The organism is Mesorhizobium sp. WSM4935, assembly GCF_029625735.1.
Taxonomy (GTDB): Bacteria; Pseudomonadota; Alphaproteobacteria; order Rhizobiales; family Rhizobiaceae; genus Mesorhizobium.
The window spans coordinates 841,791-856,980 of the sequence record NZ_JARTVR010000001.1 but is presented as its reverse complement, the minus strand read 5'-3'; the positions used below and the strand labels follow the sequence as shown (position 1 = coordinate 856,980).

Genomic DNA, 15,190 nt, shown 5'->3' with positions numbered 1-15,190 from the left:
TCTCAACCGCGCTGCGCGGCCTGCTCGTCGAGCTGGCGTTGGATCTCGCGGCGCTTGTTGGCGATCGAGGCGATGATGACGCCGATCGCCACCACCGCGATCAGTATCGTGCAGGCGGCGTTGATTTCAGGGGTCACGCCGAGGCGCACCTGACTGTAGATCTTCATCGGCAGCGTGGTCGCGCCGGGACCCGAGGTGAAGCTCGCGATGACCAAATCGTCCAGCGAGAGCGTGAAAGCCAGCATCCAGCCGGAGATGATCGCCGGCAGGATGACCGGCAAGGTGATCTGGAAGAAAGTCTTCACCGGCGGCGCGCCGAGATCCATCGCCGCCTCCTCCAGCGAGCGGTCGAAGGAGACCAGCCGCGACTGCACGACGACTGCGACGAAGCACATGGTGAAGGTGATATGGGCGAGCGTCACCGTGAAGAAGCCGCGGTCGAGTCCGACGGCGACGAAGAGCAAAAGCAGCGAGAGGCCGGTGATGACTTCCGGCATCACCAGCGGTGCGAACACCATGCCCGAGAAAAGCACCCGTCCCCTGAAGCGCGTGTAGCGGGTCAGCGTGATGGCGGCGAGCGTGCCGAGCACGGTCGCGACCGTTGCCGAGATGACGCCGACGCGCGCCGTCACCCAGGTGGCATCCATCAGGCCCTGGTTGTGGAACAGCGACACGTACCATTTGGTCGAGAAGCCGCCCCAGACGGTGACGAGCTTGGATTCGTTGAAGGAAAAGACGATCAGAAGCACGATCGGCAAATAGAGAAAGGCAAAGCCCAGCACGATCGAGGTGATGTTGAAGCGGCTCCAGGTCGAGTTCATCTGCCCTGCTCCTGTGCCTTTGCCTGCGCCTGCTGGAAGAACATGATCGGTATTGTCAGCACCAGGAGCAGGATTACGGCCACCGCCGACGACACCGGCCAATCGCGGTTTGAGAAGAACTCGTTCCAGAGCGTCTTGCCGATCATCAGCGTCTGCGAGCCGCCGAGAAGGTCGGGAATGACAAACTCGCCTACGGCCGGAATGAACACCAACAGGCAGCCGGCGACGACGCCGGGCAGCGACAGCGGGAAGGTGATCTTCCAGAAGGCGCCGGTCGGCGGGCAGCCGAGGTCCTGCGCGGCTTCGATCAGCGAATAATCCATCTTCTCCAGCGAGGAATAGAGCGGCAGCACCATGAAGGGCAGGTAGGAATAGACAATGCCGATGAAGATCGCGGTGTAGGTGTTGAGGATGACCAGCGGCTGGCTGATCAGGCCCGTGGCGAGCAGGACCTGATTGAGCAGGCCCTCGGGCTTCAGAATGCCGATCCAGGCATAGACGCGGATCAGGAACGAGGTCCAGAAGGGTAGGATCACCAGCATCAGCAAGGTCGGGCGGATCGTGGCCGGCGCGCGGGCCATGCCATAGGCGATCGGATAACCGACGATCAGCGTGAGTATCGTCGATATCGCCGCGATGATCAGGCTCGTCACATAGGCGTTGAAGTAGAGCGCATCCTGGGTGAGCCAGGTGTAGTTGTCGAAGTTGAGCTCGCGGAAACCGGCGAGGAATCCCGCGACGCCGTCCTTGAAGTCGAGCACCGGCGTATAGGGCGGCATCGAGATCGCCGTCTGCGACAGCGAAATCTTGAACACGATGATGAAGGGAATGAGGAAGAAGAACAGCAGCCAGAGATAGGGAATGATGATGACGAGGCGGTTGACGAAGCCCTTCGCCAGCCTCGCCGGCAGTGTCGCGCTCTCAGTCGATGGGGCGGCGGTCGCTGCGATATCGGTCATCTCAGCCTCCTACCTTGTCAGCACGACGCCCGCATCGGGCCGGAAGGAGACCCAGGCGCGGTCGTTCCAGGTGAGCGGATCCTCGGTGATGCGCGAGGCGTTCAGCGCGCTCGCCCGCACGATCTGCCCGTCATCAAGCTTGATATGATAGACGGTCATATCGCCGAGATAGGCGACGTCGTAGACCTCGCCTTCGAGCGCATTGACGGCATCGGCCGGCTTTGTCGAGGAGACCTTGATCTTCTCCGGCCGGATCGCGAAGACGATGTCGGAGCCGGCGGTGGCATTGCCGCCGTTGTCGACGACGATCTCCGCCCCGGTCGCGCCGGTGATGCGGGTCGTGCTTGCCGTGCGCTCGGCGACCTTTCCCTCGAACATGTTCACATTGCCGACGAAATGCGCCACGAAGCGCGAGGTCGGCGCCTCGTAAATCTCGGCAGGCGTCGCGACCTGCATCACCTCGCCCTTGTCCATGATGGCGATGCGGTCGGCCATGGTCATGGCCTCTTCCTGGTCATGCGTGACGACGACGAAGGTGAGGCCGAGTTCCTGCTGCAGGTCCATCAGCTCGAACTGGGTTTCCTCGCGCAGCTTTTTGTCCAAAGCGCCGAGCGGTTCGTCGAGCAGCAGGACCTTCGGCCGCTTGGCGACCGAGCGGGCCAGCGCCACGCGCTGGCGCTGACCGCCGGAGAGCTGGTGCGGCTTGCGCTTGGCGAATTGCTCGAGCTTGACGAGCTTCAGCATCTCGGCGACGCGCTTTTCGATATCCGGCGCGGGCATGCCTTCCTGCTTGAGACCGAAGGCGATGTTCTTTTCCACCGTCATATGCGGGAACAGCGCGTAGGACTGGAACATCATGTTGACCGGCCGCTTGTAGGGCGGGATGCCGCGCAGATCCTGCCCGTCCAGCAGGATGCGGCCCGCCGTCGGCTCCTCGAAGCCGGCGAGCATCCTGAGCAGCGTCGACTTTCCGCAACCGGAAGCGCCGAGCAGGGCGAAGAATTCACGCTCGAAGATGGTCAGCGACAGATTGTTGACGGCGGTGAAGTCGCCGAACTTCTTGGTGACCTTGTCGAACTGGATATATGGCTTGGCATTCGGGTCGTTCCATGGCGCGAAATCCCTGCGGATGCTGCCAAGCGATTTCATAATCCCCACTCCGTTACTTTTTTAAATTCCCCAAAAGAAAGCGACCCCGGCAGTTGGCTGCCGGGGCCGTCTCTCAATGCTTATTGGCCGGTGACGATCTTGGTCCAGGTGCGCGTGATGATGCGCTGTGTCTTGGGATCGTATGGCGCAACCGTATACAGCTTCTTCGTCGTCTCTTCGTCCGGATAGACCGAAGGATCTTCCAGGATCGCCTTGTCGACGAACTGCTGCGAGGCCTTGTTGCCGTTCGCATAGAGCACATAGTTCGTCGATTTGGCGATGACTTCAGGCGTCATCATGTAGTTGATGAATTCGAGAGCGTCGGCGACATGCGGCGCGTCAGCGGGGATGGCCATCTGATCGAACCACATCTGGGCGCCTTCCTTCGGCACGGAATAGCCGATCTCGACACCCTGCTTGGCTTCCGCGGCGCGGTTGCGCGCCTGGAAGACGTCGCCCGACCAGCCGATCGCCAGGCAGATATCGCCATTGGCCAAGGCGTTGATGTATTCGGACGAATGGAACTTGCGGATATAGGGCCGCACTTTCAGCAACGCCTCCTCGGCCTTGGAAATGTCATCGGGCGAGGTGCTGTTGGGATCGAGGCCAAGATATTTCAGCGCCGCGGGAATGACGTCGGCGGGAGAGTCCAGCACATAAACGCCGCAATCCTTCAGCTTGGCCAGCTTGTCCGGATTGAAGAAAACGTCCCAGCTGTCGATCTTGTCGGTGCCGAGCGCGGCCTGCACCTTCTTGACATTATAGCCGAGGCCGACCGTGCCCCACATGTAGTTGACCGAATATTCGTTGCCCGGATCATACTTGGCGGTGCGCTCGGAAATGACGTCCCACATGTTGGAGAGGTTCGGCAGCTTCGACTTGTCAAGCTTCTGGAACACGCCTGCCTGGATCTGGCGCGCCAGGAAGTTCGCGCTCGGCACGACGACGTCATAGCCGCTGCCGCCGGCGAGCAGTTTCGTCTCCAGGATCTCGTTGGAATCGAAGGTGTCGTAGACGACCTTGATGCCGGTCTTCTTGGTGAAGTCGTCGATGATCGAGCTGTCGATATAGTCCGACCAGTTATAGACGTTGACGACGCGGTCCTCGGCGTGGCCGCTTAGTGTGAAAAGCGTCAGAAATGCCGACGTCGCCGAAAGCAAAAGCGCTTTGCGGATCATGGTGTTCTCCTTTGGTGAGTGTTCCCTCGCCGGCTCGTCGCGAAATGGCGGGGCGGCGTTGGTTTCAGACTATTGAGCTTTCCGGAGAGCGACAAGCGTGAACTGCCTATGCCAGGCTCTCTCATGGCATCAGGATTCGAGGCGTCCCGGCCTCCCCGGCGAGGCGCCCGGGCGGCGTCAACGGCATGCACCGTGGTGTAATGAGAGCTATGATGATGCTGTCCGGCCCCGAGCAGGCCGGCGGAGACACTTGGCAAGATACGCCTGTCTTGTTGTTGCCGTAATCGCAGCCTGCCCGCCCGGCGACTGGGTTGTCAATGGGGAAGACTGCCCGATCGTCAATTGGGCGACGGCAGGCCGGTGACGCCGGGACGCGCCGGCCGCGCCTGGCGCTTGAACTCCAGGCCGATATGGACGAGCAGCGCCGTGACCACGACCGCGCCGCCGATGATAGTGCGCACCGATGGCACTTCGGAATGGACGAGCCAGACCCAGATCGGCCCAAGGATCGGCTCGAAGGTGCCGAGCAGCGCCGCCATCGCCGCCGGCACCAGCCGCGCGCCCATGGCAAAAAAGGCGAGGCCAATGCCGAGATTGACAACGCCGAAGGCGAAGAGGAAGCCCATGTCGCGCCCGGAGACCGCGAACTCAGATGCCTGGGAAGCGGCGAAAGCACCGGCGAGCAGCGCCGCAAGGCAATTGGCCGGCACCATGCGCACATGGGCAAAGCGCCGGGTGATCACGGTCGCGACCGAAAACATTACCGCGATCAGCAGCGCCAGGCCGTCGCCGATCGGCGAGACGGCGCCGCCCAGGGATTCGGAGACCATGATGGCGACACCGGCGATGACGGCGGCAATCGCGATCCAGGTCGCCGGACCGACCCGTTCGCGAAACAGGAGCCAAGCAAGGAGAGCCGCCAGGAGTGGCACGCCGGCCTGCATCAGGAGGATGTTGGCGACCGTCGTGTAGCCTAGCGCCACCACGAAGCTGGTCGAGGCGGTGGCGAAGCAGAAGGCGACGCCAAGGCCAGGCAGGCCCATGTGTCGAAAGAGCTTCAGAGTGCCGCGCCAACCGTCGCGCCAAAGCATGAATGCGATGAGAAAGGCCACGGCCCAGAGCGAACGCCAGAACACCACGGTCCAGCTGTCGCCGATATGGATGAAACGGGCGATGGTGCCGCCGAAACTCCACATCAGCGCCGACAGGAAGACCAGGAGCATGCCGATCCGCTCCTCGCGCGGCGAGACGGCGGAGGACGGGGCAACGGAGGACGAGGCGGTATCGGACATGGCAGATGACTGTCAGCGAGTTGCGTTCGACACGATGCACCGGAGACGCAAAGAACTGCGTCCCATTCGCGTAGCGCAAAGGCGCAAAACCGGCGTGATCCAGCATTCGGCGAAGCTTGGGGCACTTCGGCCGAGCTTATCCCTGGAAATCGAAGGCGCTGAGGCCCGTCACCATCTCGTCGAGGCCGAGCGGGCGCGTCACCGGCGGCTCGGCGCGCGCAAGGCAGCCGACGCGCTCGCAGAGCCTGCAGGCGGGGCCTACCGGCGTGCCGAAGCCTTGCCCGGGCTTACCGGTGGCTCCGATCGGCAGCGCCGCGCCATAGACGATCTCGTCCCGGAAGCCGATATCGCAGCCGAGCAGGAGCGCGGTGCGACGCGGCCGTTCGGAGAAGGCCCCTTGCGGACCTTCCAGCGTGCGGGCGATGCAAAGGAACTCGGCGCCATCGGGCATTTCCACCGCCTCGACCAGGATCTGGCCTGGCTGCGAGAAGGCCGCATGGATGGGAAGCTTGGGGCAGCCGCCGCCGAAGCGGCTTTGCGGATAACCCTGGCTGCCGGCCTTGCGGAAGCGGTTGCCGGCGTTGTCGACTTCCAACATGAAGAACGGCACGCCCGCTGCACCCTGCCGTTGCAGCATGGTCAACCGGTTGGCCGCCTGCTCGAAAGAGACGCCGAAGCGCGAACGCAAGACGTCGATGTCGTAGCGGGCGCGAACGGCGGCGGCGTGAAAGGCCTGATAGGGCATCATAAGCGCATGCGCGGCGTAGCGGCCGAGCTCGAAGCGGGCGAGCCGGCGCGCCTCGTCGGTGCCGAGCTTCAGCGCCTGGACCTCGGCCGCGATGGCCACCGACATGCGCATGAGGCTCGCCTCCATGGCGACTTCGCGCAGCTGGTCGAAAGGCGATAGCCGCTCGGACAGGAACAGACGCTGCGAATGACGATCATAACGGCGGCGCCAGTTGGGCATGGTGGCGACCGGCAGCACCTTGACGACGATGCCGTGCTCACGCCTCAGCCAAGCCTTCAGCGCGCCGGACAGATCGTCGCCGGGCTCGAGGACCGATGTGAAAGCCTCCGCCTCCTCTTCCAGCGAGGCGAAGTGGTTCGGCCGGCGCTCGAACACTTCATGGACTTCATCGGCGGGCAGGCGCGCGCCCGACAGAGCGGTTGCCCTGCCCTCCTTGGCCAGGAGCTGGTTGAGATCGGACAGGCGCTCGGCCTGCTCGCGATAGGCGCGAAAGAGTTTCACCATCGCCGCCGACGCATTCGGCGCCGTCTCGGCGAGGTCGATCAGTTCCTGATCGCCTGGCAGCTCGCCGGCAAGAAGCGGATCGCTGAACGCTTCGCGCAAGGCCGCGATCGAGCCTTTTGCCTCTCCCTGAAGTTCGTGCGGATCGACCTTGTACACAGAGGCAAGCTTGAGAATGAGCTGCACCGTCAGCGGCCGCTGGTTGCGCTCGATCAGGTTGAGATAGGAAGGCGAGATGCCCAGCCCCTCGGCCATCGCCGTCTGGGTCAAGCTCCTGGCGTTGCGCAGCCGGCGCAGCCGCGGCCCGGCGAAGATCTTCTGGTCGGCCATCCCTGCCATCCTTGACAAGAATTTACATGTGCGTCGAGTCCGGCACTCGCTTCGCCGTTTTTACAATCGTGACAAATTTACAGAGCTAGCCTGTCAATGGCAATACAGCTTTTCCTTTATTCTTCGCGGTATTTGGCGGTTTTTCTAGGCGCCTTTCGCGCTGCAATGTAAACGAAGTCACACGCAAATATCGCAAATCGGCCTTTGCGATGCAGTGCTGACACAGTTGCCAAACGATCCCGGAGTGATCAATGACCGATTTTTACAACCTCATCCCCTCCGCGCCGGAAGACCGTTACGACGGCATCGAGCGCCCCTATTCGCCAGAGGATGTGAAGCGGTTGCGGGGCTCCGTGCAAATTCGCCAGACGCTGGCCGAGATGGGCGCGAACCGGCTGTGGAAGCTCATCCACGAGGAGGATTTCGTCAACGCGCTGGGCGCCATGTCGGGCAACCAGGCCATGCAGCAGGTTCGGGCCGGGTTGAAGGCGATCTATCTTTCGGGCTGGCAGGTCGCCGCGGACGCCAACACCGCCTCGGCGATGTATCCGGACCAGTCGCTCTACCCGGCCAATGCGGCGCCGGAACTCGTCAAACGCATCAACCGCACGCTGCAGCGCGCCGACCAGATCGAGACGTCCGAAGGCAAGGGGCTTTCGGTCGAGACCTGGTTCGCGCCGATCGTGGCCGACGCGGAAGCCGGCTTCGGCGGACCGCTCAATGCCTTCGAGATCATGAAGGCCTTCATCGAAGCGGGGGCCGCCGGCGTGCACTATGAGGACCAGCTGGCTTCGGAAAAGAAATGCGGCCATCTCGGCGGCAAGGTGCTGATCCCGACGGCGGCGCATATCCGCAACCTCAACGCGGCGCGCCTTGCGGCCGACGTCATGGGCACGCCGACGCTGGTGGTGGCGCGCACGGACGCCGAAGCGGCGAAGCTGTTGACTTCCGATATCGACGAGCGCGACCGGCCGTTCGTCGACTACGACGCAGGCCGCACGGTCGAGGGCTTCTATCATGTGCGGAACGGCATCGAGCCCTGCATAGCGCGCGCCGTGGCCTATGCGCCGCATGCGGACCTGATCTGGTGCGAGACCTCGAAGCCTGATCTGGCGCAGGCAAGGAAATTCGCCGAGGGCGTGCACAAGCACTATCCGGGCAAGCTGCTCGCCTACAATTGTTCGCCGTCCTTCAACTGGAAGAAGAATCTCGACGACGCGACGATCGCCAAATTCCAGAAGGAACTCGGCGCGATGGGGTACAAGTTCCAGTTCATCACGCTTGCCGGCTTCCACCAGTTGAACTTCGGCATGTTCGAGCTGGCGCGCGGCTACAAGGATCGCCAGATGGCCGCCTATTCGGAACTGCAGGAGGCAGAATTCGCGGCCGAGGCCCACGGCTATACCGCGACCAAGCACCAGCGCGAGGTCGGCACCGGCTATTTCGACGCCGTGTCGATGGCGATCACCGGCGGCCAGTCTTCGACCACCGCCATGCATGAATCGACCGAGCACGCCCAGTTCAGGCCGGCGGCCGAGTAACGGATAACAACCAGAGGAAACGCCCGCAGGGTATTTTTGATCGAGGAGAAGACCAATGGCATCGATAAGCCGCGTCAAGGAAAGGGCAGAAGAACAATCGAGCGCGATGAGCGTCGACCAGCAGGCGACGATCCGTATGCTCGCGAACGATCTGCACAGGCTCAACCAGTCGGTGATGAAAGCCGTCGAGGCCGGTGTCTCGGTGGAGCTGGTGCGTTCGGCCAGGCACCATGGCGGCGACGGCAACTGGGGAGATCTTTTGATTCCGGTGATCGTTACCCAGCAGAGTCACACCTGACGTAACGTCAACAGTCTCTGCGAATGTCTCCCGCGCGCTATACGTTCGGGAGACTATCGCATTTTTTCGTTTTGCCTTCGTCGCCGGGAGGGACGACTTGCGCTGAATTCCGGAATTTCTTGCTATATTTTCGACCTCGACCGTTTCAGCTTGACACCGGCCGCGATCTCACCCAATTGTGCCTCAGGTTTCAACCCTGCATTGAACCAGAGTGCCCACCCGCCGATGTGTCCCGCCGACCGTGACGACCACTCCGAAAAACGCCCGAAACCGGCAGCCCGGACTGGCGCGATCGCGGCCGACTTTTCCAAAGTACTCGTCGTCGGAAAATCGTCGATCAATCGGGTCGTGGTGTCGAAAATCGTCGAGAAATCGGGACTGAAGCCGATTTCGGAATCGCCCGAGGCCGCCGAGAAGACGCTGGCCGGGCAAATGCCCGGCGCCCTCATCCTGGACGGCGGCCCGGACAACAAGGATTGCGACCCGCTGATGTCGGCCATCGACGCGCTGCGGCGCGCTTCCGGCAAGCCGCTGCCCGCGGTGATCCTGCTTTCAACCAAGAATGGCACGCCGGAGAGCCTTGGCCTATCGAGCGTGGTCGATGCCGTGGTAGCCAAACCGATCACGCCCGAGAGGCTGCAACCAGTGGTCGATCGCCTGGTCGGGCGCGGTTAGGGCAATTCCAGGAAAAGTGTGAGCGGTTAAGCTCGGCGACTTCGCCGTGGCTTTCCGTCTGGAATTGCATCAAAACACAGGGCGCTTCGCGGCAGACCATGCCGGAGGTCGAGACGACGCTCCGGCGTCTGTTCTCGCAAAGCCAGATCAATCCAGCTCGTGGTCCATGACCGACATTCCGGTCTGGACCCTCGCTCCTGTAAGGCCGGCCCCAGGGTCCGATGCAAGGGCTTGTCGGCCGGTTCATTCGCGCCGACCGCCAGCCGCCCGAACCGACGGCCAGAGCCTCCCATCACCCGACGCCGCGGAAGCATGCCGCCGGGTTTGCATAGGCCCGGGAACAACCAGCTGGACGTGTGTCAACCCGCCGTGGCGATGCGCTCTATCAGCGCCGGCAGCTCGCTCAGATCGGCGATCTGGCGGAAACGCGGCGCGTCGACCGGCGCCTCGGCATGCTCGGCCGCCCAGGTCAATTCATGCGGGACATAGATGCCCCAGCCGCCGGCATCGATGGCAGGCACGACGTCCGACTTCAGCGAGTTGCCGACCATCATGCTCCTTTGCGGTCCGTCGCCATGGCGGCTGAAGATGCGGGCGTAGGTGGCGGCGCTCTTGTCGCTGACGATCTCGACGGCATCGAAAAGCTCGCCCAGTCCCGATTGCGCCAGCTTGCGCTCCTGGTCCATGAGGTCGCCCTTAGTGATCAGCACCAGGCGATAGGCGCCGGCGAGCTTCTCGACCGTCTCACGCGCATGCGGCAGCGGCTCGATCGGATGGCTGAGCATGTCGCGGCCGGCGGCCAGGATTTCGGCGATGGTCGAGGCCGGAACACGGCCTTCCGTAACCTCGATCGCCGTCTCGATCATCGACAGTGTGAAGCTTTTGATGCCGAAGCCGTAGACGCCGAGATTGCGCTTTGCCGCTTCAAGCAGGTTCGCCGAAATCCGGCTTGCATCGCCATGCTCGGCAAGCATGGCGAGGAAGCGCTGTTCGGTCATGCGGAAGAACTGCTCGTTCTGCCACAGCGTGTCGTCGGCATCGAAACCGATCGTGGTAAGAGCGGACATGGCCACCTCGTCTTCGCGAACTGATGGTGTAGTAGACGCGTTCGCGCGACACTGCTAGCTCCAGCTGGAGATCGGCACAGTGCGGAGGCATGCTGAATTCGTGGAAGGACGAGCTGGAAGGCTTCGTCGCGAGCGCCCGGCAAAAGCTGCAAGCTGGTTCGCAAGGAGCGGCTCCCTGGGCACGCGCCTTGCGCCTCCCCTTCCCTTCCCCCATGGCGCCCGGCTATAGTTCGAAATCCGCAACACAATCTGGTGAATGATGCCGCCTGAGAAAAAGGAAGTCCGTCCGTCAAACCGGGGGGGACGCGCCCGCACGCCTGCTTTCCTGAAGAACCAACGCGGTGTGAAGAACTGGAAAGAGGCCAGCGCATGGCTCGAATGGCGCGGCATCGAGGACATCGAGTGCATCACGCCCGACCAGGCGGGCGTCGCCCGCGGCAAGATGATGCCGTCGAAGAAATTCACCTCCAACACATCGCTGGCGCTGCCTTCGGCCGTGTTCATGACGACGATCTCCGGCGGCTATCCCGAGGACGGCAACGGCTTCCACTATCCCGAAGATGACGGCGACCTGAAGCTTCTGCCCGATCTTTCGACGCTGACCGTCGTGCCCTGGGAAGAAGACCCGACGGCGGCGGTGATCTGCGATCTCGTTCACCAGGACGGCCGCTCGGTCGAGTTCACGCCGCGCAACGTGCTGAAGCGCGTGCTTGCCGCCTATGACGAGCGCGGCCTGAAGCCGGTGGTGGCGCCCGAGATCGAATTCTATCTGGTGCGCAAGAACCCCGATCCGGATTATCCGCTGACGCCGCCCGTCGGGCGTTCGGGCCGGCCGATCGGCGGCGGCGCCGGCTATTCGATCGCCGGCGTCAATGAATTCGACGAACTGATCGACGACATCTATCACTTCTCGGAGCGGCAGGGCCTGGAGATCGACACGCTGATCCATGAGGAGGGCGCCGGCCAGCTCGAGATCAATCTGCGCCACGGCAACCCGATCGAGCTCGCCGACCAGGTCTTCATGTTCAAGCGCACCATCCGCGAGGCGGCGCTGAAGCACGAGATCTACGCCACCTTCATGGCAAAGCCGATCCAGGGGCAACCAGGCTCGGCCATGCATATCCACCAGTCGGTGGTCGACAAGAAGACCGGTCGGAACATCTTTTCCGCCGAGGACGGCTCCGAGACCGACGCGTTCTTCCACTTCATCGGCGGCATGCAGAAGCACGTGCCGAACGCGCTGGTGATGTTCGCGCCTTACGTCAATTCCTACCGCCGGCTGACGCAGCAGGCGTCGGCTCCGGTCAACAACAAATGGGGATACGACAACCGCACCACCGCCTTCCGCGTGCCGCGCTCGGATCCGGCGGCGCGACGCGTGGAAAACCGCATCCCATCCTCCGACGCCAACCCCTATCTGGCCCTGGCGGCGTCGCTGGCCTGCGGGCTGGTCGGCATAACCAGAAAAGTCAAGGCGGAGCCTCCGGTGTTGACTACGGCCAATGCCGACGAGATTGACCTGCCGCGCAGCCTGCTGGAAGCGGTCGACCTGTTCGAAGGTGACAAGGAACTCGCGGCCATCCTCGGCAAATCCTTCGCCGCCACTTACGCAGCGATTAAACGGGCCGAATTCGAAACTTTCATGGAAGTGATCAGCCCGTGGGAGCGGGAGTATCTGCTGCTGAATGTATAGGGGACTAAGATAGTAGGGGAGTAGGGGAGTAGGGGAGTAGGGGAGTAGGACGGGTGGCCGAAAAGACAGGATCCTACAAGGACTTGGTGGTCTGGCAGCAGGCGATGGATTTGGCAGTGTCGGTTTACGGCGCGACAAAATCTTGGCCCAAGGAGGAACTCTATGGACTGACCAGCCAAGTGCGCCGTTCCGCGGCTTCAGTGCCGTCAAATATAGCCGAGGGTTACGGCAGAGAGATTCGAGGCTCTTATCAGCAGTTTCTCCGCATCGCTCAGGGGTCGCTAAAGGAACTAGAAACACAGCTTCTGATCGCTGAACGTACCGGTATCGCGTCACAACAAACGACGGCTTCATTACTAGCCAGTACCGAAAGTGTGGGAAAGCTTCTTCGACTTCTGGTTCGAAAATTAGCAGCCGACTAGCTACCCCTACTCCCCTACTCCCCTACTCCCCTACTCCCCTACTGCCGAGCATCATGCCCTATCAATCTCCCATTTCCCCCGGCCGTTCCTGGTACGAGGACACAGCAGGACCGCGTCCTGAATACCCACCGCTTGACGGCGACCGGACCTGCGATGTCGTCATCGTCGGTGGCGGCTTCACCGGCTTGTCGGCAGCCGCGCACTTGGCGAAGGCCGGCGCGAATGTCGTGCTGATCGAGGCCTATCGCTTCGGCGACGGCGCTTCGGGGCGCAATGGCGGCCAGCTCGGCACCGGGCAACGCGCCTGGGCGGAAGAATTGGAAGCCGAATACGGCCTCACGCGCGCCAAGGCGCTCTTCGACATGGCAGAAGAAGCCAAGGCGCATCTGCTCGACTTCGCCGCCGCCAACGCGATCGACATCGACTATATGCCGGGCCAGCTTTCGGTGGCGCACAAGCGGCGTTACGTCGACGACTACAGGCGCCATGCCGAGATCATGGCGAGCCGCTTCGGCTACCCGCATGTAAGTTTCATGGACGCGGCGGAGACGGCGGAACGGCTAGGCTCGACGCGCTATTTTGGCGGTACCCGCGACACCGGCACCGGCCATATCCACCCGCTGAAGCTGGTGATCGGCACGGCGAAAGCGGCAGCGGCGGCCGGCGCGCATCTCTTCGAGCAGACGCCGTCCACCGGCATCGTTTCCAATGGCGGCAAGGTGACCGTCACGACGCCCAAGGGCACGATCACCGCCGACAGATGCCTGGTCGCCGTCAATGCCTATGGCGGCGATCTGGAGCCGGTGAGCGCGGCGCACATCATGCCGATCGGCTCCTTCATCGGCGCGACCGTGCCGCTGGGCTCGGATTCGAAAGTTCTGCCCGGCGGCGAGTCGGTCGACGATTCCCGCTTTGTGGTGCGCTATTTCCGCAAGTCGAAAGACGGCCGGCTCCTGTTTGGCGGCCGCGAGGTTTACGCCGTCAACGATCCGAAGGATATCCATATCCACATCCGCAAGCAGATCGCCGAGCTCTACCCGGCGCTGAAGGATGTCGAGATCACGCATGGCTGGGGCGGCTATGTCGGCATCACGATGCCGAGAAAGCCGTTCGTGCGCGAGGTGATGCCGAAGGTGATTTCCATAGGCGGGTATTCCGGCCACGGCGTCATGCTGTCGAACTTCTTCGGCAAGCTCTATGCCGAGACCGTTGCCGGCAACCGCGACCGGCTGAAACTGATCGAGGATCTCAAAATCCCCGCCTTTCCGGGCGGCCGCCGATTTCGCGCGCCGCTGTTGTTTCTCGCCCTCAACTGGTTCGCGCTGCGCGACAGGATTTGAAGCTGGCCGCCCGGCCGAAGCCACCGATTCGACGCCGGCGGCTTCCACGCGGCAGGTTGGGGAAGCCTTAACAGGGGCGCAGAATTTCGCAATTTGGCTCACTCATGCCATAATCAGCAGTAAAAGATGCAATTATGGGCGAAAAAGCCGGGGATTTCGCGGGCCTTTGTCCGCAATGATTTCGGGACCGATGCCGATCGAAGCCAATCATCGTGGCAATGATCGAAAGAACGTCGGCCCGCTTGTTGGAGGTGGTTTGAGTGAACGGGCCCTTCAGTTTCGGCACGCCGGAACGGCAGCGCTTTACAATGCAGTTCGGCTATAGCGTAAGGCCATCCTTCTGGCAGAAGGTGCAGTCGAACGCCCATCTGGTCATTGCGGCGATAGGCACTGCCGCGTTGGTCGGCGTGGCCGCGGTGGCGCTCTGGCTATGTTTTCCGGGCAGTGACCGGCAAGTGGCTGCGGCAAATGCCGCACAAGCCGTTCCGACAATTCCGGTGAAGACCACGAAAATCGCTCCGGCGTCAGCGGCGGTCACCGTGGCGAAGCCGGCGCAGGCCGCGCGCAAGGCGGACGCGGTTACGCCCATGACGGCGGCCCGCGAAGCCAGCATTCCGGCGCTGGCGCCGAACAGCCCTCGCTGGACGGCTTCCGACGCCCAGACGCCCCCTGCCCCGGTCGAGAACCCGCCAGCTCCATCCAAGCAGGCTGCCGATACAAGTCCCGCGCAATCCGCCGATACGGCCTTTGCCGAGGCCGATGCCGAGAACGATGCCTCGAATGCGCTGTCGCAGGTCGCCGCTTCCGCCGATGACACGGCGACGGCAGCGAAGAAGCCGAGCGACAAGATGGATGGCGCCCAAACTGCCGCTATTCCCGAAGCCAAGCCGCAGGCTCCGGATTCGCAGTCGGCAGCGACCGATGGCTCGGCACAGGCCAAGCCGAAAGCTCAAAAAGCCAGCGTAGCCGCAAACGGGCGCATTTTGAGAGCCGTGACCATGCGCTCAAGCCCGAAGAAAGGTGCCGCCGCAATCACCACGGTGCCGGCCAAGGCATCGGTGCAGGTGATGGGTTGCAAGAAATGGTGCGAGATCGTCTATAACGGCAAGCACGGCTGGGTCTACAAAAGCTACATCAAGACCGGCGCCTGAGGCCGTTGTGCCGGCGCGGCCGAGC

14 protein-coding genes are annotated in these 15,190 nt (G+C 62.7%); 7 read left to right on the top strand and 7 right to left on the bottom strand.

What is annotated here, in order from left to right; translation table 11 throughout:
* Positions 1-2: 2 nt before the first annotated feature.
* The 6 genes from P9273_RS04165 to P9273_RS04140 all read right to left on the bottom strand — a co-directional run bounded on the left by P9273_RS04165 (position 3) and on the right by P9273_RS04140 (position 6,978).
* On the bottom strand, positions 3-821 hold the full coding sequence (locus tag P9273_RS04165; RefSeq protein WP_041008830.1) for an ABC transporter permease: 819 nt from the start codon (positions 819-821) through the stop codon (positions 3-5).
* On the bottom strand, positions 818-1,780 hold the full coding sequence (locus P9273_RS04160; protein WP_278047745.1) for an ABC transporter permease subunit: 963 nt from the start codon (positions 1,778-1,780) through the stop codon (positions 818-820). Before P9273_RS04160 ends, P9273_RS04165 begins: the two co-directional genes overlap by 4 nt.
* A gap of 9 nt (positions 1,781-1,789) precedes the next feature.
* On the bottom strand, positions 1,790-2,929 hold the full coding sequence (locus P9273_RS04155) for an ABC transporter ATP-binding protein (RefSeq protein ID WP_278047744.1): 1,140 nt from the start codon (positions 2,927-2,929) through the stop codon (positions 1,790-1,792).
* A gap of 80 nt (positions 2,930-3,009) precedes the next feature.
* Positions 3,010-4,107 (bottom strand): polyamine ABC transporter substrate-binding protein, encoded by a 1,098-nt coding sequence (locus P9273_RS04150; protein WP_278047743.1) that lies wholly within the window; start codon positions 4,105-4,107, stop codon positions 3,010-3,012.
* Positions 4,108-4,445: 338 nt separating this feature from the next.
* Positions 4,446-5,399, bottom strand: coding sequence for a DMT family transporter (locus P9273_RS04145; protein ID WP_278047742.1), 954 nt, complete (start codon positions 5,397-5,399; stop codon positions 4,446-4,448).
* 136 nt (positions 5,400-5,535) lie between these two features.
* Entirely contained in the window at positions 5,536-6,978 is a 1,443-nt protein-coding gene (locus tag P9273_RS04140) for a helix-turn-helix domain-containing protein (protein ID WP_278047741.1), read from the bottom strand.
* 251 nt (positions 6,979-7,229) lie between these two features.
* On the opposite strand from P9273_RS04140, the gene aceA reads away from it, so the two are divergent.
* The 3 genes from aceA (at position 7,230) to P9273_RS04125 (ending at position 9,492) form a co-directional block, all read left to right on the top strand.
* On the top strand, positions 7,230-8,519 hold the full coding sequence (aceA, locus tag P9273_RS04135) for an isocitrate lyase (protein ID WP_278047740.1): 1,290 nt from the start codon (positions 7,230-7,232) through the stop codon (positions 8,517-8,519).
* Between the two features lie 55 nt (positions 8,520-8,574).
* Complete coding sequence (locus P9273_RS04130; protein WP_027168360.1) at positions 8,575-8,817, top strand: SMc00767 family acetate metabolism repressor; 243 nt, start codon at positions 8,575-8,577, stop codon at positions 8,815-8,817.
* A 225-nt stretch (positions 8,818-9,042) separates the two neighbouring features.
* Positions 9,043-9,492 carry a response regulator gene (locus P9273_RS04125; protein WP_442920188.1) on the top strand — a complete coding sequence of 150 codons (450 nt, stop codon included), beginning with the start codon at positions 9,043-9,045 and terminating at the stop codon, positions 9,490-9,492.
* Positions 9,493-9,851: 359 nt separating this feature from the next.
* Here P9273_RS04125 and P9273_RS04120 read toward each other — a convergent pair whose 3' ends face one another.
* Complete coding sequence (locus tag P9273_RS04120) at positions 9,852-10,559, bottom strand: HAD family hydrolase (RefSeq protein ID WP_278047739.1); 708 nt, start codon at positions 10,557-10,559, stop codon at positions 9,852-9,854.
* A 256-nt stretch (positions 10,560-10,815) separates the two neighbouring features.
* Between P9273_RS04120 and P9273_RS04115 the strand changes: the two genes are divergently transcribed.
* From P9273_RS04115 to P9273_RS04100, 4 genes are all read left to right on the top strand, one after another.
* On the top strand, positions 10,816-12,252 hold the full coding sequence (locus tag P9273_RS04115) for a glutamine synthetase family protein (protein ID WP_278047738.1): 1,437 nt from the start codon (positions 10,816-10,818) through the stop codon (positions 12,250-12,252).
* A gap of 53 nt (positions 12,253-12,305) precedes the next feature.
* Positions 12,306-12,674 (top strand): four helix bundle protein, encoded by a 369-nt coding sequence (locus P9273_RS04110; protein WP_442920180.1) that lies wholly within the window; start codon positions 12,306-12,308, stop codon positions 12,672-12,674.
* 53 nt (positions 12,675-12,727) lie between these two features.
* Complete coding sequence (locus P9273_RS04105) at positions 12,728-14,014, top strand: NAD(P)/FAD-dependent oxidoreductase (protein ID WP_278047737.1); 1,287 nt, start codon at positions 12,728-12,730, stop codon at positions 14,012-14,014.
* Between the two features lie 260 nt (positions 14,015-14,274).
* Positions 14,275-15,165, top strand: coding sequence for an SH3 domain-containing protein (locus P9273_RS04100; protein ID WP_278047736.1), 891 nt, complete (start codon positions 14,275-14,277; stop codon positions 15,163-15,165).
* The last annotated feature ends 25 nt before the right edge of the window (positions 15,166-15,190 follow it).